The organism is Streptomyces sp. GS7 (assembly GCF_009834125.1).
Taxonomy (GTDB): Bacteria; Actinomycetota; Actinomycetes; order Streptomycetales; family Streptomycetaceae; genus Streptomyces.
In genome coordinates this window covers 6075915-6098923 of sequence record NZ_CP047146.1, presented here as the reverse complement: position 1 = coordinate 6098923, position 23009 = coordinate 6075915, and the positions used below count along the sequence as shown (strand labels likewise).

Below are 23009 nucleotides of genomic sequence, written 5' to 3'. Positions count from 1 at the left end.
TCAGGGAGATCCCTGAGGGCAGCGTGGCGGAGAACCGGCACCGTGTTTGCCATGACCAACGCCATGACGTCGTCCGGCTCTTCGTCTCCTTCCACTCCCTCGTCCGCCGCCGCTGCCTCTTCCGCTCGCCTGTCCTCGCCCTTGTCCCGTAGGGGGGCAGTTGTGGGGGCGGCGCCGGCCGGCGCGGCGGTGGTGGCGGGCATCGGCCCCGCGCGCGCCGCGACCGCAGCGCCGCCGCGACCCCGCTCATCCCTCTCACCCCGCTCACCTTCACCGCCTTCGTCGTCTCTCCCGCACCTCGATGTGGCGGCGCTGCGCGCGGCCCTCTCCGACCTGGAGCACCCGGAGGCCACCGGCGCCCAGCTGCGCGTCACCGGGTCGGCGGGGCGGTGGCGCGCCACTGCCGGTGGTAGTGCCCGTGCGGCCGCCCCACGGCGGTGCCGCGGGCGGCCTGCGCCCACAGGTCGAGCCGGACCGGCCACTGCCGGCGCCGCCGCTCGGTGCGCGGGGGCCGCGGCGTGATCAGACCCAGCGGCTCGGCGTGGGCGTCCGGGGCCGCGGCGAGCCCGGCCGCGCGCTGCTCGGCGTCCTCGTCCTTGCGCCGGCGTCCTTGCACCGGCGCAGGGCCGCCTCCAGCAGCTCGTCGCGCCGGGGAAGTGGTGGGGCACGGCGGCCTGGCCGGTGCCGCAGGCGGCGGCGAGGTCGGCGACCCGTACGCCGCGCAAGCCGTGCTCGGCGATCAGCAGGACGGTCGCGCGGGCGATCTGGAGCGGTCGGCCGCCTGGACAAGCCGCAATACGGGTGAATGTGGCAAAGTGACGGCATGGCTGACCGGGGAGCGAAGAGGCCCACCGTGTCGGTGCCGGACGACTGGCCCGCCCACCCGGACCTGACCCTGGCCCTCAACGGGATGGGCGGCTTCGACTGGGACCTCGACAGCGGGCTGATGCACCTGGATCCGCCCGCCCTGGAGGTTTTCGACCTGCTTCCGGAGGAGTACGACGACCGTCCGGAAACCCTCAGCTGCCGTGTACCGAGCCATGAGGCGGCCCGGCTGGACGCCCTGGTGACCCGTGCGCTCAAGGACGGCAGCCACTCCTTCGGCGCCTACTTCCGGGTCCGGATGCGGGACGGCGCACTGCGCTGGACGCACGCCCAGGGCAGCATCCGCCGCGACGAGTCCGGCCGGCCGCGCCGGGTCATCGGGGTGGTGCGGGACGCCAGCGACGAATACACCCAGGCGGCCGAGCGGATCGCGATCACCGAGGAGCGCCGCCGGCACACCAGCCTGGTCGAGCGCACCACCGCCGCCCTGGCCCACGCCAGAACGGTGGGCGAGGTGATCGCGGTACTCGCCGACGAGCAGGGGCTGAGCCGGCTGGGGGCGGAGAACGTGATCCTCGGACTGGTCGAGGCGGGGCGCATCCGGCTGGTCTCCGAGGGCAGGGCCGGGAGCTTCGTACCGGATCTGGAGTTCACGCGGATCGGCGACGCGTTCCCGATGAGCGAGGTCGTGCGGTCGCTCACCCCGCGCTTCGTGAAGACCCGGGACGAGTTCCGGTACGGCTATCCGAGGCTGTGGCCGGCCATCGAGCCGCTGAAGATCGGCTCCGCCGCGTATCTGCCGCTGATCGCCCAGGGGCGCCCGATCGGCGCCATCGGGCTGTTCTTCGAGCGCGAGAGCGAGTTCCGCGACCAGGAGCGCAATGTGCTGGTCGCGCTGGGCAGCAGCATCGCGCAGAGCCTGGCCCGCGCGATGCTCTACGACCAGGAGCACGAGATCGCCGCGGGCCTCCAGCAGGCGATGCTGCCGCGCCGGATCCCCGGCGTCGCGGAGGCGCAGATCGCCGTCCGCTACCGCTCCGCCCGGATGGGCCGGGACATCGGCGGCGACTGGTACGACGTGATCCCGCTGCCGGACGGCCGGGTCGCCGCGGTCGTCGGCGACGTCCAGGGGCACGACACCCAGGCCGCGGCGCTCATGGGGCAGCTGCGGATCGTGCTGCGCGCGTACGCCGCCGAAGGGCACGCGCCCGCCACCGTGGTGGCCCGCGCCTCCGCGTTCCTGAACGAGCTCGACACCGACCGCTTCGCCACGTGCACGTACGTCGACGCGGACCTGAGCACCGGCGCGGCCCGCTTCGTACGGGCCGGCCACATCGATCCGCTGGTGCGGCACGCGGAGGGCATCTGCCGCCGACTGCCGGTGGCCGGCGGGCTGCCGCTCGGGATCTCGTCGGAGTTCCGGCTGCTCGACTACCCGGTGACCACCGTCCATCTCGCGCCGGGGGACACCCTGGTGCTGTGCACGGACGGCCTGGTCGAGGAGCCGGGCACCGACCTCGACATCGGGATGCGGCACCTGGCCAGGGACATCCGGGAGGGCCCCCAGGACGTCCAGCAACTCGCCGACCGGCTCTGCGAGTCGGCGGACGGCCGGACCGGCGAGGACGACATGGCGCTGCTCCTGCTGCGCCGGCTCGGCGTGCCGGAGCACGACACCGTGGGCCGCTTCCGGCAGCACATCGCCCCCGCCGACCCCGAAGGGCTCTCCGCCGCCCGGCACATGATCCGTGCGGCGGTACGCGCCTGGGGCGCCCGGGAGCGCTCTGAGGAGATCGAGCTGGTCGCCGACGAGCTGATCACCAACGCACTGCTGCACACCGACGGCGAGGCCGTGGTGAACATCCGGATGCCGCACGGTGTCGAGCGGCGGCTGCGGGTGGAGGTCGAGGACCGGTCCAGCAGCCTGCCGCGGCGCCGGGAACCGGGCGAGGCCGGGGTCTCCGGCCGCGGACTGCTGCTCGTCGACCGGCTGGCGGATGTGTGGGGAGTGGAGCCGCGCGGCGGCGGAAAGTGCGTATGGTGCGAGTTCAACTGCTCCTGACCGGGAAGGCCCTGGCCCGACCGGCGCACAGCGGGAACGGGCGCCGAGGAATCGGCACGGCCAAGTGAGGACTGCTCTATGGGATCGCGGGCTGCGGAACAGCGCGAGACCGCCCGTCAGTCGGCGGCGCGGCTGGAGGCGGAAGGCGTCCGGAACGTCGTGCTGACCTCGGTGGACAACGCGGGCATCACGCGCGTCAAGACCGTTCCGGCGCAACGGCTCACCGACGCCGTGGAGCGGGGCGTGGGGATGTCGCCGATCTTCGACGTCTTCACCTCCGACGACGCCATCACCGAATCCGCACATCTCGGCGGGCCCGACGGCGATCTGCGGCTCTTCCCCGACCTGGACCGCCTCACCTCCCTGGCCGCGCAGCCCGGTTGGGCCTGGGCACCGGCCGACCGCTACGACCAGCTCGGGCAGCCGCACCCCGCCTGCCAGCGGCTGTTCGCCCGCAGGATGGCCGAACGGGCCACCGCCGCCGGCCTCGACCTGCGGATGGGCTTCGAGACCGAGTGGGTGGTCACCCGGGCCACGGACGACCCCGACGCCCTCGCATACCCGTGCCTGGGCCCGGCGTACGGCATGACCCGGGTCGTCGAGCTCTCCGACTACCTCCGCGACGTCACCGAGGCGCTGACCCTCCAGGGCGTCGACGTCCTCCAGCTCCACCCCGAGTACGCGCCCGGTCAGTTCGAGATCACCACCGCGCCCGGCGATCCGGTGCGGGCCGCCGACGACACCGTGCTGGTCCGCGAGACCGTCCGCGCCGTCTCCGCCCGGCACGGCCTGCGCGCCACCTTCGCCCCCGCCGTCGTCGCCGGCGAGGTCGGCAACGGCTGCCATCTGCACCTGAGCCTCTACCGCGACGGCACGAGCCTGCACCGCGCACCGGACGCCGCATGGGGCCTGGCGCCCGACACGGTGTCCTTCCTCGGCGGCGTACTGGACGCGCTGCCCGCCCTCCTCGCCATCGGCTGCCCCTCGCCCGCCAGCTACCTGCGGCTGCTGCCCTCCCACTGGGCCGGGATCTACCAGTGCTGGGGCGTGGAGAACCGCGAGGCCGCGCTCCGCCTGATCACCGGCGCGCCCGGCGACCCGGACGGCGGCCACGCCGAGGTCAAGACCTTCGACGCCGCCGCCAACCCCTACCTCGCGGTCGGCGCGGTGATCGCCGCCGGGCTGCACGGCATCGAGACCGCCGCCCAGCTGCCCGACCCGCAGTCCGGCGATCCGGGCGTCCTCGGCGTCCGCGAGCGCGCCCGGCGCGGCATCGTCCGGCTCCCCGCCACCCTCACCGAGGCCGCCGACCGGCTGGAGAAGTCGGCACCGCTCCACGAGGCGCTCGGCGAGGTGCTGCACGGCGCGGTGCTCGCGGTCCGCCGGGCCGAGGAGGCGCACTTCGCGGACAGCGCCCCCGAGGCGATCGCCGCCGCCACCCGGTGGCGCTGGTGACGGCCGTGGACGCCCCGGAGCCCGGTACCCCCGACGAGCTGCCGCCGCTGGTGGACCACCACTGCCACGGCGTGCTGCGGCACGAGCCGGACCCGGGGACGTTCGCCGCGTTCCTCAGCCAGGCGGAACGGCCGCCCGCGGCGGGCACCAGCTTCTTCGACACCCAGGCCGGGTTCGCGGTCCGCCGCTGGTGCCCGCCGGCGCTGGACCTGCCCGTGCACTGCCCGCCCGGCGACTATCTGGCCCGCCGCCGCGAGCTGGGCCCGGCGGAGACCCGCCGCCGGCTGCTGTCCGCCGCCGGGATCGGCACCTACCTGGTGGACACCGGGCTGCCGGGCGATCTCACCGGCCCGGCCGAGACCGCACAGGCGGGCGGCGGCACCGGCTTCGAGGTGGTCCGGCTGGAGTCGCTGGCGGAGCGGATCGCGGGCGCGGCGAGCGGCACCGAGGAGTTCCTGGACGGCCTCGGCCGGGGCGTCCGGGAGGCGGCGCGGACCGCCGTCGGGTTCAAGTCGGTGGCCGCCTACCGGCACGGTCTCGCGCTGGATCCCCGGCCGCCCGGCCCCGCCGAGACAAGGGCGGCGGCCGGCGCCTGGCTCGCCGCCGGCGCGACCCGGCTCAGCGACCCCGTACTCCTGCGCCACCTCATCTGGCTGGCCGTGGCCACCGGCCGCCCGCTCCAGGTCCACACCGGCTTCGGCGACCCGGACCTGCGGCTCGACCAGGCCGACCCGACGCTGCTCACCGGCCTGATCCGGGCCACCGCCGACACCGGCACCGACCTGGTGCTGCTGCACTGCTACCCGTACCACCGGCAGGCCGCCTACCTGGCCGGCGTCTTCCCGCACGTCTACGCCGACGTCGGGCTGGCGCTCACCCACGTCGGTCCGCGGGCCCCGGCGGTGCTTGCCGAGTTCCTGGAGCTGGCACCGTTCGGCAAGCTGCTGTTCTCGACCGACGCGCACGGCCTGCCGGAGCTGTATCTCGTCGGCAGCGCACTGTTCCGGACCGCCCTGGGCTCCGTCCTGGGCGCCTGGACGGAGTCCGGGGCCTGGTCGGCACAGGACGCCCGGCGGGTCGGCGCGATGGTCGCGGCGGAGAACGCGCAGCGGGTGTACGGGCTGGCCGAGCCCGGCGGCCGGTAGCGGCGGGCACCCGGCCGGTAAGGGGTGCTACCGCCCTGCGCCTGTTCCATCGCGTCCGTACCGCGTGGTTTACTGCCGCGTGCCACCTACAACGACTTCTGACGCGACGCCCTCCGAGAAGGACGGGCCCGGTGAAATACCCCTGCGCGCACGGATATTCGCCGATCTGACCCCGCTGCGCGCCTCCCCCGACTACCGCCGCCTGTGGTGCGGCAACACCGTCTCCTGGATGGGGCAGCAGATGACCGCGCTCGCGGTCTCCCTCCAGGTCTACGCCATCACCCGGTCCACCTTCTCGGTCGGCCTGGTGGGCCTGTGCTCGCTGGTCCCGCTGGTCGTCTTCGGGCTCTACGGCGGCGCCGTCGCCGACACCGTCGATCGCCGCAAGCTGGGCCTGTGCAGCGCCGCCGGCGCCACCACGATGTCCGTCGTCCTGGCCGCCGCCGCGCTGGCCGGCTACCACCGCGTATGGCTGCTCTACTCCGTCGTCGCCCTCCAGGCCGTCTGCTTCGCGCTGAACTCGCCGGCCCGCTCCTCGATGATCCCCCGCCTGCTTCCCAAGGAGCAGCTGCCGGCCGCCAACGCCCTCCAGTCGCTGACCACCAACCTCGGCCTGATGGGCGGGCCGATGCTGGGCGGCGTCATCGTCGGCCTGTGGGGCTACCAGGCCGCGTACCTGGTCGACGTGGTGGCGTTCGGCGGCTCGCTGTACGCGATGTGGCGGCTGCCCGCGATGCGGCCCGACCGCGGCGACGGACCGCGGCGCCGCGCCTCCGTCCTGGACGGGCTGCGCTTCCTCGCCACCCGGCCGAACCTGCGGATGACGTTCTTCTCCGACATGGCGGCGATGGTGCTGGCCCAGCCGCGCGCGCTGTTCCCCGCGATCGCGGTCCTCTGGTTCGCGGGGGACGCCAAGACCGTCGGCCTGCTGGTCGCCGCGCCCGCGGTGGGCGCCGTCCTGGGAGGGCTGTTCTCCGGCTGGCTGGGCGGCGTCCGCCGGCACGGCCTGGCCATCCTGATCGCGGTCGCCGCCTGGGGCGCCGCCATCGCCGCCTTCGGCCTGTCCCGGCACCTGTGGCTGGGCCTGCTCTTCCTGGCCGTCGCGGGCTGCTCGGACACCGTGTCGATGGTGTTCCGCAGCACCATGCTCCAGGCCGCCACCCCGGACCGGATGCGCGGCCGTCTCCAGGGCGTGTTCATCGTGGTGGTCGCGGGCGGCCCGCGACTGGGCGACTTCCTCGCCGGGTCCGTGTCCTCTCTGACCTCGCCCGCCACGGCCGTGATCGGCGGCGGACTGGCCTGCATCCTCGTGGTGGCCGGACTCGGGCTCGGGCGGCGGGCGTTCGCCCGGTACGACGCCCGGGACCCGCAGCCCTGACGGCCGGCCGCGGCCCCGGTGCCGGTGCCGGGCCGGCCGGCGCTCCGGCCGCCGTGCCGCCCGCCGGCGGTCCCACCCGCGGCAGCCCGTCGTGCGCCCGGGCCGTGAACGGGCGAGACTCGGGTACGGGGGCTCATACGCCACCAGCCGTCTCAACCCGGAGGCCCGCAGTGCAGCGGCAACCGCTACCGCGCAGCGACCGCGCGCGCATCCGCGAACCCCAGCCCCCGCCGATTCCCCCGGACCCCGGAGGCCCCCCGCCCGGCCCTGTCCCGGAGCCCCCGCCGAGCCCTGTCCCGGAGCCCCCGCCGAGCCCGGTCCCGGAGCCGCTCCCCGGACCGCCGACCCCGCCCGCGCCGCCTGAACCCATCCCACCGGAGCCCTCGCCGGTACCGCGGCCCCCCGGGCCCGACCCGGACCCGGTCCCGGAGCCGTCCCCGGCCCCGTCACCGCTCACCTAGGGGCGCCCCGGCCCTCCGCGTCCGTACGCGCACCGGGGACGGCCGCCGCGCCGCGCGCCCGCTCCCGACACGCCCCTTCCGCCGCGCACCACTCCCGCACCGCCAAGGAGGTGCCGATCATGGCGATCGCCACCGTCAACCCGGCCACCGGTGAGACCCTCAAGACCTTCGACGCGCTCAACGCCGGCGAGATCGAAGACCACCTGGTCCGTGCGGACCTGGCGTTCCAGGAGCACCGCACCACGACCTTCGCCCGCCGCGCCGAACTCCTGCACAGCGCCGCCGATCTGCTGGAGGCCGACCGGGACGGCATCGCCCGCACGATGACCACCGAGATGGGCAAACCCCTGGTCCAGGCCCGCGCCGAGGCCGCGAAATGCGTCAAGGCGATGCGCTGGTACGCCGACCACGCAGAGGAGTTGCTCGCCGACGAGCACCCCGACCCCGCCGACGTCAGCGACTCCGGTGCGATCCGCGCCGTGGTCCGCTACCGCCCGATCGGCACCGTCCTTGCCGTCATGCCCTGGAACTTCCCGCTCTGGCAGGTCGTACGGTTCGCCGCCCCCGCCCTCATGGCCGGCAACACGGGGCTGCTCAAGCACGCCTCGAACGTCCCGCAGACCGCCCTCTACCTGGAGGAACTCTTCCGCCGCGCGGGCTACCCCGAGGGCTGCTTCCAGACCCTCCTGGTCGGCGCCGCCGCCATCGAGGAGATCCTCCGCGACCCGCGGATCGCCGCCGCCACGCTGACCGGCAGCGAGCCCGCCGGGCGCTCGGTCGCCGCCATCGCCGGCGACGAGGTCAAGAAGACCGTCCTCGAACTGGGCGGCAGCGACCCGTATCTCGTCCTCCCCTCCGCCGACCTCGACAAGGCCGCCCGGGTCGCGGTGACCGCCCGCGTCCAGAACAACGGGCAGTCGTGCATCGCGGCCAAGCGGTTCATCGTGCACCAGGACGTCCACGACGCCTTCTGCGAGCGGTTCACCGCGCGCATGGCGGCGCTGACCGTCGGCGACCCGATGGACGAGCACACCGACATCGGGCCGCTCGCCAGCGAGCAGGGCCGCTCCGACCTGGAGGAACTCGTCGACGACGCGGTCCACCAGGGCGCCCGCGCGCTCTGCGGCGGCCGGCGGCCACCGGAGCACCGCGCCGGATGGTTCTACGAGCCGACCGTGCTCACCGGCGTCACCCCGAGCATGCGGATCCACCGCGAGGAGGCGTTCGGGCCGGTCGCCACGCTCTACCGCGTCGCCGACCTGGACGAGGCGATCGCCCTCGCCAACGACACGCCGTTCGGGCTCGGTTCCAACGCCTGGACCCGCGACGCCGGCGAACAGGCCCGGCTGGCACGGGACATCCAGGCCGGCGGGGTCTTCTTCAACGGCATGACCGCCTCCCACCCCGGCCTCCCCTTCGGCGGCGCCAAGCGCTCCGGCTACGGACGGGAACTCTCCGGGCACGGCATCCGCGAGTTCTGCAACATCACGACGCTGTGGTACGGGCCGGAGGACTGAGCCGGGCGCCTGCCGCTCGGGGCCTGGTCAGGGCGCGGCCCACACGGTGACGGACAGCTCGAACGTCGGGTTGTCCGCCGTGGCGTTGCTGCTGGTGTCCGTGCTGTCCACCTTGTCGAAGGTCATCTTCGCCACCTGGTTCTTCGTGGTCACCACGCACCAGACCGTGCCGGGGGCGATCTTCCCGGCGTTGGTGTTGGCACCCAGCGGGTTGCCCTCGGCCGCCGCCCGGCACGCCTCGCCGGTGTCGGTCCCGGCGTCGGCGGTGCCCGCCCTGACCGGGCTGCCGTAGCCGCCGCCGACGGTGATGACGGCCTGGGCGCCGCTCATCCCGTGCTGGCAGCCGACGTAGTCCAGCTCGGTGTCCTGGGAACCGTCCAGCAGCCCGGGGGTGACGGAGGGTGTGTCCAGGTCCAGGGCCTGGGACACCTGGCCCAGGCAGCTCGCCGCCCGCCAGGTCAGGTGGTGGTTGCGGAACACCACCTTCGCGGCGCCGGCCCGGGCGGCGGCGGACGGTGTGCCGCCGCCCTGAGGAGTGCCGGTGGCGGTATCGCCGCTGCCACCCGTGTCGCCACCGAGGGCCCCTCTGACCAGCGACGACGTCAGCAGGACCGCCAGCGCGCCGCCTGTCGCCGCGGCGATCAGCAGCGGCCGGCGGCGGCCCGGCGGCCGGGACGGAGCCGCGGGGGAGCCCGGTGCGTACGGCGGCGGTGGAGGTGTCTGCGGGGGCGGCGGCGCCGACGGAGGCGGCGGAACCCTCCCCGGCGGCCGGACCGTCTGTGCCGCGCCGGCCACCTCCGACGGGCCCCGCACGAGCGCCAGCGTGCCGGCCGCGCCCGCCGACCGGCGCTGCGGCCGGGGCAGCCCCCGGCCGTGCAGCTCGCGGTCGACCCGCTCGTGGATCTCGTCCAGGGTGAGCGGGTCGGGTGCCGCCAGGGCGCCCAGCAGCGCACCGGTGAAGGCCGTGTACGCCTCCCCGACGGGCGCGTGCGCGGGGGCAGTTCTCGTGGTGGACGTGAGGGTGTAGGTTCCCGTCAGGTCGAGCTGGCCGACGGCCAGGTTGGTCGGCTCGGCCATCGCGGAGACCGCTCTGCCCGAGAAGCAGCAGTCGACGAGCAGCACCCGGGCCTTCGCCCGGGCCTCGCCCACATGGCGTTTGACCAGATCGATCGGCACGGCGGAGAAGCCGACCTGGTCGAGGTCGGTATGGACCAGGCCGAGGTGCAGCAGCCCGCCGTCGTCCAGCACGCCATGGCCCGCGTAGTAGACCAGCAGCAGGTCGTCCGCCTCGCGCACCGCCCAGGCCAGCGCCGCCCCGACGGCCGACGCGTCGGTCGGGTCCGCCACCACCCGGCAGTGCTCCGGAGCCAGCAGACCCCGGCCGGGGTGGGTGAGCGCGGCCCACAGCGCCTGGAGGTTGGCCGCGACCGAGGGGATGCCGGGCAGATCGGCACTGGTGAAGCGGCTGGTCCCGATCAGTACGGCGCGGCCGGCGCCCTTGCCCGGAAACCATCGCCCGGCACTCGTCCCCCGCATCATGCCCTCCCCATGGCAGACGTCGCCGCCATCCTGGCACGGCGGACGCGGCAGTTCGCGTGATTCCGGCGGCTCGGTCCCGGCTGCTCCTCCGTCACGCAACAGCCTTGCGCAGTGCGGCAGTTCAGTCCCCGGCCCGGGCCGGGTCGTCCGGTAGGGCGAACTCGCACCACAGCGCCTTGCCGGACCCGCGCGGCTCGGCGCCCCACCGGTCCGCCAGCGCCTCGACCAGCAGCAGCCCGCGCCCGGAGGTCGCGGTCTCGCCGGGCCTGCGCCGCCGGGGCCACTGGCTGGAGCGGTCCTCGACCTCCAGCCGGATGCGGGGCGGGGTGCCGGGCAGCAGCTCCACGGAGACCAGGGCGCCGCTCTCGGTGTGGGTGAGGGCGTTGGCGATCAGCTCGGAGGCGGCGACCTCCACGCTGTGGGTCAGCGCGCCCGCGCGCCACTGGTCGAGCGTGCGGCGCAGCGCCGAGCGGACCTCCGCGGTACCCGCCGGATCGGCCTGGTGGACATGGAGCCGCAGCCGGGGCGTCGCGGCCTCCCCGGGGACGGCGTGCCGGCGCAGCAGCAGGAGGGCCATGTCGTCGTCCGAGCCGGGCTCGGCCCACAGGTGGGCGGAGAGCTGGTCGGCCAGCGCCTCCAGTTCGCCGGGTCCGGCGCGGACCGCGGCGGAGAGCGCGTCGATGCCGTCCGAGATGTCCCGGCCGGGCTGCTCGACCAGGCCGTCGGTGCACAGCAGCAGCGTCGAGCCGGGCTCCAGGAACAGCTGGGTCTCCGGGAAGTGGTCCTGCCCGAAGCCGGTGGCCAGCCCCAGCGGCAGCCCGCCGCGGATCTCGGGCCAGGCGATGTGCCGGGAGCTGTTGCAGATCAGCGGGCCGAGGTGGCCGGCGCGGGCGATGTGCAGCGCCCCCGATTCCAGGTCCGCCTGGACGTAGGTGCAGGTCGCGAAGCGCTCGGTCTCCAGCTCGCCCAGGAAGCGGGAGGCGCGCACCAGCACCGTCTCCGGTGCGTGCCCCTCGCTGGCGTAGGCGCGCAGCGCGATGCGCAGTTGGCCCATCACCGCGGCCGCGTGCGTGTCGTGGCCCTGGACGTCGCCGACCACCAGCCCGACCCGCCCCTGCGGCAGGGCGATCACGTCGTACCAGTCGCCGCCGACGTCGCGCCCGACGCTCGCCGGGTGGTAGCGGACGGTGACCTCGCCGCCCGCGATGGGCGGCAGCCGGCGCGGCAGCATCGCCGCCTGCAGCCCGGTGGCGAACTCCCGCTCCTGGTCGAAGAGGGTCGCCCGCTGCACCGACTGCGCCACCACGCCGGCCAGTGCCAGCGCCAGGTTCCGGGCCTCCGGCGACTGCACCGCCGGCTCGTGGTTGAACAGCCCCAGCGCCCCGATCACGGTGTCCTGGGCCACCAGTGGCAGGAACGCGGCGCTGCCGGTCGGCAGCAGGTCGACGTACGGGCGCAGCCGCGGATAGCGGGCGATCAGCTCGCCGCGGGTGCCGAGGAAGCTGGGCCGGCGGGAGCGCACCGCGTCGGACAGCGGAAGGGTGTCGTCCAGCCGCGAGTTCATCATGTCGTCGGGGACGTCGCCGGCCATCCCGGCGGCGGCGATGACCTCGAACCGCCCGTTCCTGACCAGGCCGAGGACCAGTCCGTCGGCGCCGAACCGCCGGGCGCCGCCGGGGCCGGTCAGCACCCGCGTCACGTCCGCCACGGACAGCGCGCGGGCCAGCGCCGCCGTGGTCTGCTGCACCATCACCGTCTGCCGCTGCCGCTCCCGCTGGAGCGAGCGCAGCAGCGCGGAGTCGGCCAGCTCGCTGGTCGCCTCCCGGACGATGCCGATGACGCGGTACGCCACGCCGTCCCTGTTGCGCAGGATCCGCCCCTGGGAGTGCGTCCAGCGCCGGGTCCCGTCGCGGCACTGGACACGGAAGTACGCGCCGTACGACGCGTTGCCGTCCTGGAGGGCCTGGGAGAGCGCCGCGTCCAGCCGGGTGCCCTCCTCGGGCGGCACCCGGGAGATCAGGGACATCGGTCCGCCGTCGTACTCGCCCGGCCGCAGGTCGAAGACCTCCATCGCCCCGGCGTCCAGATCCATGAACCCGGTGTCCAGGTCCCAGTCGAAGGTGCCCATGCGGTTGAGCGCCAGCCGCTCGCGCAGGGCGATGGGCTCGTGGTCGGACACCCCGGGCACGTCCTCCTCGACCCGGGGCGGGTTCCGGTCGGCACGGGGGTCGTAGCCCTCCGTGGAGGGATCGGGGGGCCGCGGGGCCATGCGAACACCTTAGGCGGGGCCCCCGGGCCCCGCACTCCCGCTCCGGTCACGCACTGTAACGGCGTCACAGTGCCGCGGCCCGCGACACGGGCCCCGGGCGTGGACGTACCGATCTCAGCGGGCGGCGGCCGGGCGGCGCGCCAACCGGCGGAGGGTGCGGCCGAGTCGGCGGACGTAGCAGTGCTGGAACACCGGGACCAGTGGCCCGGCGAGCCGGGTGAACCACCGGGCCGGGCGGCTGAAGGCGGTGACCGTGAACCACACCGAGCCGTCCGCCCGCAGCTCGACGACGAACGCCTCCTCGCCGCACTCCGGATGCCCCTCCCGGGTCCCGTACGCAAAGCCGACCCGGTCCGCGTCGGCCACCGCCCACACCACCCGGCAGGGGCCGGTCACCCGCAGCGGCCCGATGCCCACGGAGACGTCGACCGGCACACCCGGAGCGGCCCGCGGCGCGCCGGCCCTGACGCGGGTGCCCGCGGCCCGGTGCATCCGGAAGGCGGTGACCGCCGCACCGGCCGCGTCGAACACCGCCCGGCCGTGCCCGAGCGGCAGTGCCACCCGCAGATGGTGGTAGCCGGCGGGCAGCGGAGCGCGCCGGGTGCCGCCGTGCTCCGGGTACGTGAGATCGGCGGGGCCGAGGTCGTCCGTGCTCATCGCCCGCCGTCCGCCTCACCGTGCCGTCCGGCCCCCGCGGCGAACCGCGCCGCGCCCTTGAGGCCGTCCGCCAACACGGCCCGGCCGTAGTGCAGTTCGGCCGCCATGGCGTCCCGCTCGGGCTGCCCCTCCTGGTCCAGCAGGGACGCCCGGTCACTGCGCAGGCACGCCTGGGGGAGGCGGGCGAGTTCCGCGGCCAGCCGCTCCGCCTCGGCACGGGCCGCGCCGGCCGGGACCAGCCGGTGCACCAGCCCGATGTCCAGCGCCTCCACGGCCGGTACCGCGCGCCCCGTCAGCACCAGGTCCATCGCCCGGCTCGCGCCGATCAGCCGGGGCAGCCGCACCGTGCCGCCGTCGATCAGCGGCACCCCCCACCGGCGGCAGAACACCCCGAAGACCGCGTCCTCCTCCGCCACTCGCAGATCGCACCAGAGCGCCAGCTCCAGTCCGCCGGCCACCGCGTGCCCGGCGACCGCCGCTATCACCGGCTTGCTCAGCCGCATCCGGGTCGGCCCCATCGGACCGTCGCCGTCCGGCGCCACGCGGTTGCCGCGCCCGGTGCCGACCGCCTTGAGGTCGGCCCCCGAGCAGAACGTCCCGCCCTCGCCCCACAGCACCGCCACGCTCGCACCGTCATCGGCCTCGAACGCGCGGAAGGCGTCGGCGAGTTGCCGCGCCGTCGTGCCGTCCACCGCGTTGCGGGACGCGGGCCGGGACAGCACCACCGTCGTCACCGGCCCCGCGCGCTCCACCCGTACGGACATCAGGCGCCGTCCCCGCCGGTCCGGGCCCGCCCCAGAACCGCCGCCAGATCGACGCCGGCCGGCAGCGTGCCGAACGCATGGCCCCACTCGCCGCCCAGCCGCGAGGCGCAGAACGCGTCCGCGACCGCCGGATGGCTGTGCCGCACCAGCAGCGCCCCCTGGAGGACCAGCGCCATCCGCTCCGCCAGCGAACGCGCCATCAGCTGCGCCCGCTCCGGATCGGCGAGCCCGCCGACCATCGTGCGCAGCCCGGCCGCCGCCGCGTCCAGCCGCCGGTCGGCGCCCGCCGCCACGTCCACCTCCGCGAAGTACGCGTCCAGCGCGGCGGGTTCCCGGCCCAGCGCGCGCAGCACGTCGAGCGCGGCGACGTTCCCCGAGCCCTCCCAGATCGACAGCAGCGGCGCCTCCCGGTACAGCCGCGGCATGCCGGACTCCTCGACGTACCCGTTGCCGCCCAGGCACTCCAGCGCCTCCGCGGCATGCGTACTGCCGCGTTTGCACACCCAGTACTTCCCGGCCGCCAGCGCCAGCCGGCGCAGCGCCGCCTCCTGCCCGTCGCCGGCCTGCGACCGGTCCACCGCGGCGGCCAGCCGCATCGCCAGCAGCGTCGCCGCCTCCGACTCGACCGCGAGATCGGCGAGCACCGCGCGCATCAGCGGCTGCCGGTCCAACTCCCGTCCGAACGCCCGGCGGTGGGCGGTGTGGTGCAGTGCCTGCCGCAGCCCCGCCCGCATCCCGGCCGCCGAACCGAGCACGCAGTCCAGCCGCGTCATGTTCACCATCTCGACGATGGTCCGCACCCCGCGGCCCGGCTCGCCCACCGGCCAGGCGACCGCATCCTCGTACTCGATCTCCGACGAGGCGTTGGAGCGGTTGCCCAGCTTGTCCTTGAGCCGCATCAGCCGCATGCCGTTGCGGGTGCCGTCCGGCAGGACCCGCGGCAGCAGGAAGCAGGTGAGCCCTTCCTCCGTCTGCGCCAGGGCGAGGAACACATCGCTCATCGGGGCCGAGGTGAACCACTTGTGGCCGCTGATCCGGTGGCTGCCGTCGCCGGCCGGCACCGCACGGGTGGTGTTGGTCCGTACGTCGGAGCCGCCCTGCTTCTCCGTCATCGACATCCCGGCGATCAGCCCCCGCTTGGTCAGCGGCGCCCGCAGCCCGAAGTCGTACGTCCGGGAGGCGAGCAACGGCTCGTACCCGGCGGCGAGTTCGGGAGCTGCGCGCAGCGCCGGGACCGCGGCGTAGGTCATCGAGATCGGGCAGCCGTGGCCCGGCTCGGCCTGCGACCACACATAGAACTTGGCCGCGCGCACCAGATGCGCCCCGGGGCGGTCGTCGGCCCAGGGCGCGGCGTGCAGACCGTTCGCCACGGCCGCGGTCATCAACTGGTGCCAGGCCGGATGGAACTCGACCTCGTCGACCCGGTGCCCGTACCGGTCGTGGGTGTGCAGCCGGGGCGGCTGCTCCTCCGCCCAGCGCGCCTGCTCCTGCACAGCGGCCGAACCGGCCAGCGCGCCCAGCTCGGCCACCTCGCGCTCGCCCCAGCCGGCGCCCTCCCGGCGCAGCGCCTCCAGGAGGGCCGGCTCGTCCGCCGTACTGAAATCCACGAGCGGCGGGGCCTGATTCGTTACGTCATGGGTGACGGTCATGGCACTGACGTTACAGATTTCATACAGCCGCGGGAAGTATGTAAGGCCGTCGAGCCTGCGGCCGGTGGCATACCGGGGCACCGCCCGTACCGCCGGCCAGGGCCTGCCCATCGGGCAGGCCCTAGACTTCGCGGCACCTATGAACGACGACCCCCTCGCGCTGCGCCCGCTGACGGCCCGTTCCATCGTGCTGAGCACCCTTCTCGGACACCATCCGCCCCGGCTCCCGGCGCGCGCCCTGGTACGGGTCGGGGAACTCTTCGGCATCGCGGAGGGCACGGTCCGGGTGGCGCTCTCGCGGATGGTCGCGGCCGGCGACCTCCAGCAGCGGGCGGGTTCGTACGGGCTCACCGCCCGGCTGCTGGCACGCCAGGCCCGGCAGGACGAGAGCCGGTCGCCGCGCACCCGGCCCTGGCACGGGGAGTGGGAGATCGCCGTGGTCACCACCTCGGAGCGCCGGCCGGCCGCCGACCGCACCGCGCTGCGCCAGGCCATGGCGGCGCTGCGGCTGGCCGAGCTGCGGGCCGGCAGCTGGCTGCGCCCCGCCAACCTCGACCGGCCCCGCCCGGCCGTCGTCACCGCGCAGTGCACCTGGTTCACCGGCGCCCCGGACGGCGATCCCGCCACTCTGGCCCGCGGGCTGTGGGACCTGGACGGCTGGGCGGCGCGGGCGCGGGCGCTGCTCGCGGCGCTGGACCGGGCCGGCACCCCCGCCGAACGCTTCACCGTCTCGGCCGCGGTGCTCCGGCATCTGCTCGCCGACCCCCTTCTCCCGCAACCCCTGTTGCCCGAGGGGTGGCCGGGGTCCGCGCTCCGGTCGCGCTACGACGCGTTCGAGGCCGAACTGCGGGAGCTGCTGCGGCAATACCTGGCGCCCGACGGCGAGGGGTGAGCTTGCCCGGCGCACGTGCCACCCCCTTGGCACGGCGGTCGCCGCCCCCTTCGTGCGGCGGGTCGGCACGGCCGAGGGGCGCACGGGCGGCGCGGTGACGCGCAGCGACGCGGAGCGTGATGGCGCGGGCGGGGGCGCGCGGGGCCGGGCGGCCGTCGGCCCTCGGGTGCGCCGGGCAGGTTTGCGCCGTCCGGCGGCCCGCCGTCCCGGGCAGGGCCTGCCAACTCCTGAGCAAACATGGGCGGTTGCACCGGCCCGGCGGTCCGTGCGCGGTGTGTGCAGCCCCCGCCGCGCATATGCACCGAGGCCGGCGGACGCGCTCGGCGCGATCGCTCCAGGCCGAACGGGTGTGTGAATTCTTCAGGTTTCCGGCCTCTGGAGCGCGAGGGGTGCGCCCCTACCCGTCGGGTCCATGCGCCATGCGGAGGAATCCGTACCCCTTCCGGCGGTGAGGGGGCAGGCCGGCCGCTGAAGGCGCACCCGCGCGCTCTGCCCATGCGAACTCCGGCCGTGGTTGTCTCTTACTCGGCAAATTCACGACGCCGCGAAGAAAACGCAACATCAGTCGAAAACCCAGAACTCGCCAAACTCGCGGAAATCACTGGAATATCTCCGCGAGGGAAATGTCGGTAGGTACGGAACACGCGACGGGAGCAGGCACATGGAAATTTCGCAGGTATCGGAATCGCAGGTATCGGAAAACCGGGCAAGGGAAGCGGGCGAACGCGGTGAAATGCTGCGCGGCCGCGGGGTCCGGGGCGTCACCGCAGCCGCCGTCCTGCTGGCGGCCGGCGCCCTCAACCTGACTGCCGAGGAGCCGGCCGAGGCCGTCAGCGGCACGCACTGGGACCGCCTGGCCCGGTGCGAGAGCGGCGGCAACTGGGGCATCGAGACCGGGAACGGGTTCTCCGGCGGCCTCCAGTTCACCCACGCGACCTGGCACTCCTACGGCGGCGGGGCCTACGCGAACCGGGCCTCGCGGGCGACCAGGGAGCAGCAGATCCAGGTCGCCGAGCGGGTGCTGGCCCGGCAGGGCTGGGGCGCCTGGCCGGCCTGCTCGGCCTCGCTGGGGCTCGCCGGCCTCGCCCGCAGCAGCGCCCCGCACACCCTGCCGAAGCGCGAAAAGGCCCAGCCGCACCGCAATCGGATGCACCGTTCGCAGCACCAGGAAAAGCCCTACAAAAACGAGCGGCACCGGCCGGTGAGTGGCGCGAGCGGCTCCGTCGTCGTCAATGACGGCGATACGCTGTGCGGTATCGCCACCCGCCACGGAAAGATCTGGCAGGAGCTCTACCGACAGAACCGCCAGGTGATCGGTGGGGACCCGAACCTTATTTTCCCCGGCATCCGGCTGCACCTCTGAAATTCCTCCGCCGGCCGACCGGAAGCTGAGTGAATTCGACCTCGGGTAATCGGTCGAATGAATTCGGCGGAGTGAATTCCGAGAACTTCCGGAATGTGTGCATGGGGGAATGCAGGCCGTCCGTGGCGCCGCGGACGGCCTGCCCGCACGCGGGCCCTCAACTCCGCCGCACCTGCCGCACCCGCCGCCGGGCCTCGTACCCGGCCAGCACCACGGCCGGCGTCAGCAGGCTCAGCCCGAACTGGGCGCGGCTGTCCGGCGGAAAGGCCATCGCCCCGATCACCGCCGCCATCAGCGCGATGGTCACCCAGCTCAGCCACGGGAACAGCCACATCTTCAGGGTCAGCCGCTCCGGTGCGTCGCGCTCCAGCCGGCGCCGCATCCGGACCTGCGCGACGGCGATCGCCAGATACACGAACAAGGCCATGGCGCCATAGGAGTTGATGAGGAACCGGAAGACCACATCGGGCGAAAACCAGGCCGTGATCACCGACAGATACCCGACCGAGGTCCCGGCCGGCAGCGCCCGGCGCGGCACCCCGCTCGCACTCAGCCTGGTGAATCCGCGCGGCGCGTCCCCGTTGCCGGTCAGCGCGAACAGCATCCGGGAGGAGGTGTAGAGCGCGGAATTCAGGCAGGAGAGGACCGCGATCAGCACGATCGCGTTCATCACCGTGCCGGCCGCGGGCACCGCCAGCCGGTCCAGCACCGCCGCGTACGCACTGACCGCGACCGCCTGCGACGTCCAGGGCACCACCGCGACCACCAGGAAGACCGACAGCACGTAGAACGCCACCACGCGCAGCACGATCGAGCGGATCGCCTCCGCCACCGCCCGCTCCGGCTCCACCGATTCGGCCGCCGCGACGGTCACGATCTCCGCCCCGGTGAAGAAGCCCACGCACGGCACGACGGCGGCCAGCACCGCCCCGACGCCGTGCGGCGCGAAGCCGCCGTGCGCGGTCAGCCGCGCCGGCCCGCCGCCGTGCGCCCCCGGCCACGATTCGGCCGCGCCGGCTCAGCGGGCCGGGCCCGGAGCCGTTGCGGCCCTCACAGCGGCAGTACGCACACCGGCACCGGCGCCGCGAACGGCGGGCCCGCCGCCACCAGCGCCCCGGTCCGGGTGTCCACCGAGAACACCGTCACCGACCCCGACTTCTGGTTCGCCGCGAACAGCCACCGCTCGTCGGGCGAGAAGGCGATCTGCCGCGGGAAGTCCCCGCCCACCGGCACCGTGTCCAGCAGCCGCAGCCGGGCCCCGCCGGCCTCCACCGCGTACCGGGTGAGGCTGTTGTGGCCGCGGTTGGCGAGAAAGGCGAACCGGCCGTTGCCGGTCACCAGGATCTGCGCCGGGTAGCTGACGCCCGCACCCGTCCCGGTGGACTGCGGAGCCCCGGGCACCAGCCGCCCGTCGCGCCGGTCGTAGCCGCAGACCACCACGGTGTCGTCCACCTCGTTGGCCAGATAGGCCCACGCGCCGGAGGGGTGGAAGGTCAGATGCCGGGGCCCGGCGCCCGGCCGCAGCGCCGCCTGCGACACCGGCGCCAGCGTCCCGGCCCGCTCGTCCAGCCGGTAGGTGTAGACGGTGTCGTTCCCCAGGTCGACGGCGAGCACATGGCGGCCGTCCGGAGCGGTGGTGATCTGGTGGGCGTGCGGCCCGGTCTGCCCGGGGCCGGGCGGCGGGCTCGTGTGGACGACCAGATCCGTCCGCTCGCCCAGCGCGCCGCTGCGCCCGTCGATCGGATGGACCGCCACGCTGCCGGACAGGTAGTTGGCGCTGAGCAGCCAGCGACCGCGGGGATGCACCGACAGATGGCAGGGCCCGGCCCCACCGGTCGACCGGCTGCCCAGCACCACGGGCGGCCCGCCCGTGCCCCACGGCAGCGCCATCGCGGTCACCGCGCCGTCCTGCTGCTCGTCGACGGCGTAGAGCGTCCGCCCGGACGGCGCGAGCGCCAGATACGACGGGTCGGCGACCCCCGGGACCACGCCGCCGGCGGTGAGCGCGCCGGTGGCCGGGTCGTAGCCGCCGAGCCCGACGCCGGCGCCGCCGCCCGGGGTGGAGGTGTACGTCCCCAGGAACAGCGGCCGGCCGCGCCGCGGCGTCCGCGCGGCGGCGGGGTCCCCGGCCGTCAGGGCCGCCGCCCCGGCCAGTCCCGCCGTGACCGCCGTCACGAACCGCCGCCGGCCGAACCCGCCGCGCGCCGCTGCCGCCGCTTCGCCCATGCCGCACCTCCGGTACCGGTGCTGCCAGGGTGACCCGCGCCCCATACCCCCGCAAGGGGACGGTACTTGACGCACCATCAGCCCGCCGGACCCCGACGGCCCCGTACATCCCGATGATGACCCCCACCCCCACCCGTAGCACTCCAGTCGTACATCACAACCCATACGCGGACGGATTCGCCGGCCCCCTGCCACCTCGTAGTTTCGTGATCAAGGCAAACAGACGATCGAGAGGCCAGGGATCGATGTACGGCAAGGCATTCGCCCCGGAGTACCAGGGCGAACTGGGCTCGGCACTGAGCGTGAACTCCTCGTACGAGGAGGTGCTGGACACCGCGAACCGGGCGCTCGCCGACGCGGACACCGCGCTGGAGCGGGCCCGCGCCCAGCTCGCGGTCGCCGAGGCCAACCGGCGGCTGGGGCGGGTCGACGCGGCGGGCGGCGCCTGGCGGGCGAGCTACCGCAGCGCCCGCGACACCGGCGACCCGGCCGCCATGGCGTGGGCGCTGTGGAGCGGCGGCACCCTGGCCCGCCAGTGCGGCACCCTGCCGCTCGCCCGCCGGCTGCTCGGCCACGCCGTCACGCTGGCCGCCGACAGCGGCGACCGGCTCGCCCAGGGCTACGCCCTCGCCGGCCTCGCCGAGACCGGCCGCATCCAGGGCGACTACGCCGCGGTCGCCGAGCTCCACGAGCAGCTGCTCGAACAGGGCCGGGCGCACGGCGAGGCCCGGCACATGGTCTGGGCGATGTCCGGCATCGCGCAGATGCACCGCAACACCGGCGACTACGACAAGGCCCTGGAGCTGTTCGAGGAGTCCGTCCGGATAGCCACCGAGGCCGACGACGCCCGCGGCCGGGCCTGGTCGCTGCGCGGCGTGGCGGACGTGCTGTCCGTCCGCGGCGAGCCGGACCGGGCGCTGGACCTGCTGTCCGAGGCGGAGGCCATCTGCCGCACCATGGACCTGGCCAGCGCGCTCGCCTACAACCACAAGATGCGCGGCAACGTCCTCTACCGCGCCGGCCGTTACGCCGCCGCCCGCGACACCTACGCCCTCGCGCTGCGGGAGTTCACCGAGATGTACGAGCCGCGCGGCGAGGCGCTCTCCCGGCTCGGGCTGGCCAAGTCCCGCGCCCGCCTGGGCCGCGACCGCACCGAGACGCTGGCCGAACTCGACGCCCTGGAAGGGGACTTCGACCGCATCGGGCTCCGCCACGCGCGCGAGATGGTCATCGCCTTCCGAGCAGAGCTGACCGCGACACCGGCGCCAGGAACTCCCGCTCCGCGCTCCGGTGCCACCACTCACCGGTCTCCCGCAGTTCCCGCCAGGTCGTGAAGCGGTAGCGGAAGACCCGGGCCCGCACCCGCGCCGGCGGCAGATCGGGGAACGGGTTGCGGCGCAGCAGCCGCAGGGTGTCCCGGTCGTTCTCCAGCAGCCGCGCCACGAACGGCAGGAACCACGACCGCGCATAGGCCGGCGACAGCGCCGCGAACCACATCAGCCAGTCCAGCCGCAGGTGATACGGGGCGAACTGGCGCGGCAGACGGGACGGTTCACCCGGCTTGCCGTGGAACTCGTACGCCTTCCAGACCGTGTCCGGCCCGCTCACCGCGTCCTCGGTGCCCTCGACGACGACCTCACGGCGCACCCGGGTGATGCTGCCGAACGCGCCGTAGGAATTGACCAGATGCAGCGGCTCGAACGAGGTGTTCATCAGCTGCGCCCTGGACAGCAGATTGCGCGCCGGACGGTAGCTGAGCCCGACGACGCCCGCCGCGGCGGCGACGACCAGCACCTCGAACCACACCGGCGGTGCGCCCGGCGACGGCGGTGGACCGGCCCACAGCGGGGCGGCGGCCGACAGGGCGAGCGCGATGGTCACCCAGTTCAGCCAGGAGAAGTTGCCGGACAGCACCAGCCACAGCTGGGTGGCGGCCATCCCGAGGGCCGCCCATCCGGCCACCGGCTGCGGGGTGAACAGCAGGACCGGAAGGACGAGTTGGGCGACGTGGTTGGCGCCGGTCTCCACCCGGTGCAGCGGCTTCGGCAGACGGTGGAAGAACCAGCTCAGCGGCCCCGGCATCGGCTGGGTCTCATGGTGGTAGTAGAGGCACGTCAGATCGCGCCAGCAGCTGTCGCCGCGCATCTTGATCAGCCCGGCCCCGAACTCCACCCGGAACAGCAGCCAGCGCAGCAGCCACATGACCAGCACCGGGGGAGCGGTGTCGGCATTGCCGAGGAAGACCGCCAGCGCCCCCGCCTCCAGCAGCAGCGTCTCCCAGCCGAAGCCGTACCAGGTCTGCCCCACATTGACGACGGACAGATACATCGCCCACAGCACCGCCCACACGGCCATCGCCGCCCCCAGCGGCACCGCGTCCGCCCCGCCCGCCGCCACCCCCGCCGCGAGCACCGCGCCGCTCCACGCCCAGGCCGCGAAGAACCGGTCCGAGTAGTGCAGCTGGAAGACCGACGGCGAGAGCCGGAACGGCACCCGCGCCACGAAGTCGGGGATCGGCAGCATCCCGCGCGCCCCCAGCAGCGCCCGGAACTGTCGGGCCGCCGCGACGAACGCCACGCAATAGAGCACCGCCAGCATCCGCTGGAACACCAGCCGCCCGAGCCATGCACCAGGATCCGAGAACCATTCCACGCGCACATGGGTAGCACCGCCGCCACCGGCCGAGGACGCGGCGCGCGGGAGGGTGACCGCCGCGAAGCGGGCCACCTTCCCAGCCTACGGAAGCGGACGGACCCGGCAACCCGGCTGCTCCGGCGAGCCCGCGGACTGCCATTCGGGTGAGTGAC

Annotated in this window: 16 protein-coding genes and 1 pseudogene; 8 read left to right on the top strand and 9 right to left on the bottom strand. The window is 74.6% G+C overall.

Annotated elements, in window-relative coordinates; translation table 11 throughout:
• Positions 1 to 388: 388 nt before the first annotated feature.
• Positions 389 to 782: pseudogene (locus GR130_RS26550) on the bottom strand (helix-turn-helix domain-containing protein); the annotation flags it as partial.
• Positions 783 to 823: 41 nt separating this feature from the next.
• Here GR130_RS26550 and GR130_RS26545 point away from each other — a divergent pair.
• The 5 genes from GR130_RS26545 (at position 824) to GR130_RS26525 (ending at position 8843) form a co-directional block, all read left to right on the top strand.
• On the top strand, positions 824 to 2887 hold the full coding sequence (locus GR130_RS26545) for a SpoIIE family protein phosphatase (RefSeq protein WP_159507047.1): 2064 nt from the start codon (positions 824 to 826) through the stop codon (positions 2885 to 2887).
• 78 nt (positions 2888 to 2965) lie between these two features.
• Positions 2966 to 4342 (top strand): glutamine synthetase family protein, encoded by a 1377-nt coding sequence (locus tag GR130_RS26540; protein WP_159507046.1) that lies wholly within the window; start codon positions 2966 to 2968, stop codon positions 4340 to 4342.
• A gap of 5 nt (positions 4343 to 4347) precedes the next feature.
• Positions 4348 to 5487 carry an amidohydrolase family protein gene (locus GR130_RS26535; RefSeq protein WP_159510233.1) on the top strand — a complete coding sequence of 380 codons (1140 nt, stop codon included), beginning with the start codon at positions 4348 to 4350 and terminating at the stop codon, positions 5485 to 5487.
• A gap of 79 nt (positions 5488 to 5566) precedes the next feature.
• Positions 5567 to 6865: an MFS transporter gene (locus GR130_RS26530; protein ID WP_236573511.1), complete on the top strand. Its 1299-nt coding sequence runs from the start codon at positions 5567 to 5569 to the stop codon at positions 6863 to 6865.
• A 580-nt stretch (positions 6866 to 7445) separates the two neighbouring features.
• Positions 7446 to 8843, top strand: a complete 1398-nt coding sequence (locus GR130_RS26525; RefSeq protein ID WP_159507044.1) for an NADP-dependent succinic semialdehyde dehydrogenase — start codon at positions 7446 to 7448, stop codon at positions 8841 to 8843.
• A gap of 27 nt (positions 8844 to 8870) precedes the next feature.
• Here GR130_RS26525 and GR130_RS26520 read toward each other — a convergent pair whose 3' ends face one another.
• The 5 genes from GR130_RS26520 to GR130_RS26500 form a co-directional block, all read right to left on the bottom strand.
• The gene (locus GR130_RS26520) at positions 8871 to 10379 is read right to left on the bottom strand and encodes a caspase family protein (RefSeq protein WP_159507043.1); all 1509 of its coding nucleotides are present in this window, start codon (positions 10377 to 10379) and stop codon (positions 8871 to 8873) included.
• Positions 10380 to 10503: 124 nt separating this feature from the next.
• Entirely contained in the window at positions 10504 to 12651 is a 2148-nt protein-coding gene (locus GR130_RS26515) for a SpoIIE family protein phosphatase (protein ID WP_159507042.1), read from the bottom strand.
• A 114-nt stretch (positions 12652 to 12765) separates the two neighbouring features.
• The gene (locus GR130_RS26510) at positions 12766 to 13308 is read right to left on the bottom strand and encodes a DUF1990 family protein (protein ID WP_159507041.1); all 543 of its coding nucleotides are present in this window, start codon (positions 13306 to 13308) and stop codon (positions 12766 to 12768) included.
• Positions 13305 to 14072 (bottom strand): crotonase/enoyl-CoA hydratase family protein, encoded by a 768-nt coding sequence (locus GR130_RS26505; RefSeq protein WP_159507040.1) that lies wholly within the window; start codon positions 14070 to 14072, stop codon positions 13305 to 13307. Before GR130_RS26505 ends, GR130_RS26510 begins: the two co-directional genes overlap by 4 nt.
• Complete coding sequence (locus GR130_RS26500) at positions 14072 to 15721, bottom strand: acyl-CoA dehydrogenase family protein (RefSeq protein WP_159507039.1); 1650 nt, start codon at positions 15719 to 15721, stop codon at positions 14072 to 14074. Before GR130_RS26500 ends, GR130_RS26505 begins: the two co-directional genes overlap by 1 nt.
• A gap of 139 nt (positions 15722 to 15860) precedes the next feature.
• Between GR130_RS26500 and GR130_RS26495 the strand changes: the two genes are divergently transcribed.
• Both GR130_RS26495 and GR130_RS41655 read left to right on the top strand, forming a co-directional pair.
• Positions 15861 to 16613: a PaaX family transcriptional regulator C-terminal domain-containing protein gene (locus GR130_RS26495; RefSeq protein ID WP_159510232.1), complete on the top strand. Its 753-nt coding sequence runs from the start codon at positions 15861 to 15863 to the stop codon at positions 16611 to 16613.
• A 661-nt stretch (positions 16614 to 17274) separates the two neighbouring features.
• The gene (locus tag GR130_RS41655; protein ID WP_159507038.1) at positions 17275 to 17976 is read left to right on the top strand and encodes a LysM peptidoglycan-binding domain-containing protein; all 702 of its coding nucleotides are present in this window, start codon (positions 17275 to 17277) and stop codon (positions 17974 to 17976) included.
• A 157-nt stretch (positions 17977 to 18133) separates the two neighbouring features.
• Here the strand turns inward: GR130_RS41655 and GR130_RS26485 are convergent, their stop codons facing one another.
• Together GR130_RS26485 and GR130_RS26480 are read right to left on the bottom strand one after the other, a co-directional pair.
• On the bottom strand, positions 18134 to 18943 hold the full coding sequence (locus GR130_RS26485) for an amino acid permease (protein WP_268977979.1): 810 nt from the start codon (positions 18941 to 18943) through the stop codon (positions 18134 to 18136).
• Positions 18944 to 19026: 83 nt separating this feature from the next.
• The gene (locus GR130_RS26480) at positions 19027 to 20202 is read right to left on the bottom strand and encodes a lactonase family protein (RefSeq protein WP_159507037.1); all 1176 of its coding nucleotides are present in this window, start codon (positions 20200 to 20202) and stop codon (positions 19027 to 19029) included.
• A 245-nt stretch (positions 20203 to 20447) separates the two neighbouring features.
• Between GR130_RS26480 and GR130_RS26475 the strand changes: the two genes are divergently transcribed.
• A complete protein-coding gene (locus tag GR130_RS26475) occupies positions 20448 to 21536 on the top strand; it encodes a tetratricopeptide repeat protein (protein WP_159507036.1) in 1089 nt (362 codons plus the stop codon).
• On the opposite strand, the gene GR130_RS26470 is transcribed toward GR130_RS26475, so the two are convergent.
• Positions 21430 to 22854 (bottom strand): lipase maturation factor family protein, encoded by a 1425-nt coding sequence (locus GR130_RS26470; RefSeq protein ID WP_159510231.1) that lies wholly within the window; start codon positions 22852 to 22854, stop codon positions 21430 to 21432. The two genes, GR130_RS26475 and GR130_RS26470, sit on opposite strands and share 107 nt — an antisense overlap.
• Between the last annotated feature and the right edge of the window lie 155 nt (positions 22855 to 23009).

Excerpts from the sequence above, each read along its gene's own strand:
- GR130_RS26545 (WP_159507047.1), top strand. The coding sequence starts at position 824 with ATGGCTGACCGGGGAGCGAAGAGGCCCACCGTGTCGGTGCCGGACGAC.
- GR130_RS26540 (WP_159507046.1), top strand. The coding sequence starts at position 2,966 with ATGGGATCGCGGGCTGCGGAACAGCGCGAGACCGCCCGTCAGTCGGCG.
- GR130_RS26525 (WP_159507044.1), top strand. The coding sequence starts at position 7,446 with ATGGCGATCGCCACCGTCAACCCGGCCACCGGTGAGACCCTCAAGACC.
- GR130_RS26520 (WP_159507043.1), bottom strand. The coding sequence starts at position 10,379 with ATGCGGGGGACGAGTGCCGGGCGATGGTTTCCGGGCAAGGGCGCCGGC.
- GR130_RS26515 (WP_159507042.1), bottom strand. The coding sequence starts at position 12,651 with ATGGCCCCGCGGCCCCCCGATCCCTCCACGGAGGGCTACGACCCCCGT.
- GR130_RS26510 (WP_159507041.1), bottom strand. The coding sequence starts at position 13,308 with ATGAGCACGGACGACCTCGGCCCCGCCGATCTCACGTACCCGGAGCAC.
- GR130_RS26505 (WP_159507040.1), bottom strand. The coding sequence starts at position 14,072 with ATGTCCGTACGGGTGGAGCGCGCGGGGCCGGTGACGACGGTGGTGCTG.
- GR130_RS26500 (WP_159507039.1), bottom strand. The coding sequence starts at position 15,721 with ATGACCGTCACCCATGACGTAACGAATCAGGCCCCGCCGCTCGTGGAT.
- GR130_RS26495 (WP_159510232.1), top strand. The coding sequence starts at position 15,861 with ATGAACGACGACCCCCTCGCGCTGCGCCCGCTGACGGCCCGTTCCATC.
- GR130_RS41655 (WP_159507038.1), top strand. The coding sequence starts at position 17,275 with ATGGAAATTTCGCAGGTATCGGAATCGCAGGTATCGGAAAACCGGGCA.
- GR130_RS26480 (WP_159507037.1), bottom strand. The coding sequence starts at position 20,202 with ATGGGCGAAGCGGCGGCAGCGGCGCGCGGCGGGTTCGGCCGGCGGCGG.
- GR130_RS26475 (WP_159507036.1), top strand. The coding sequence starts at position 20,448 with ATGTACGGCAAGGCATTCGCCCCGGAGTACCAGGGCGAACTGGGCTCG.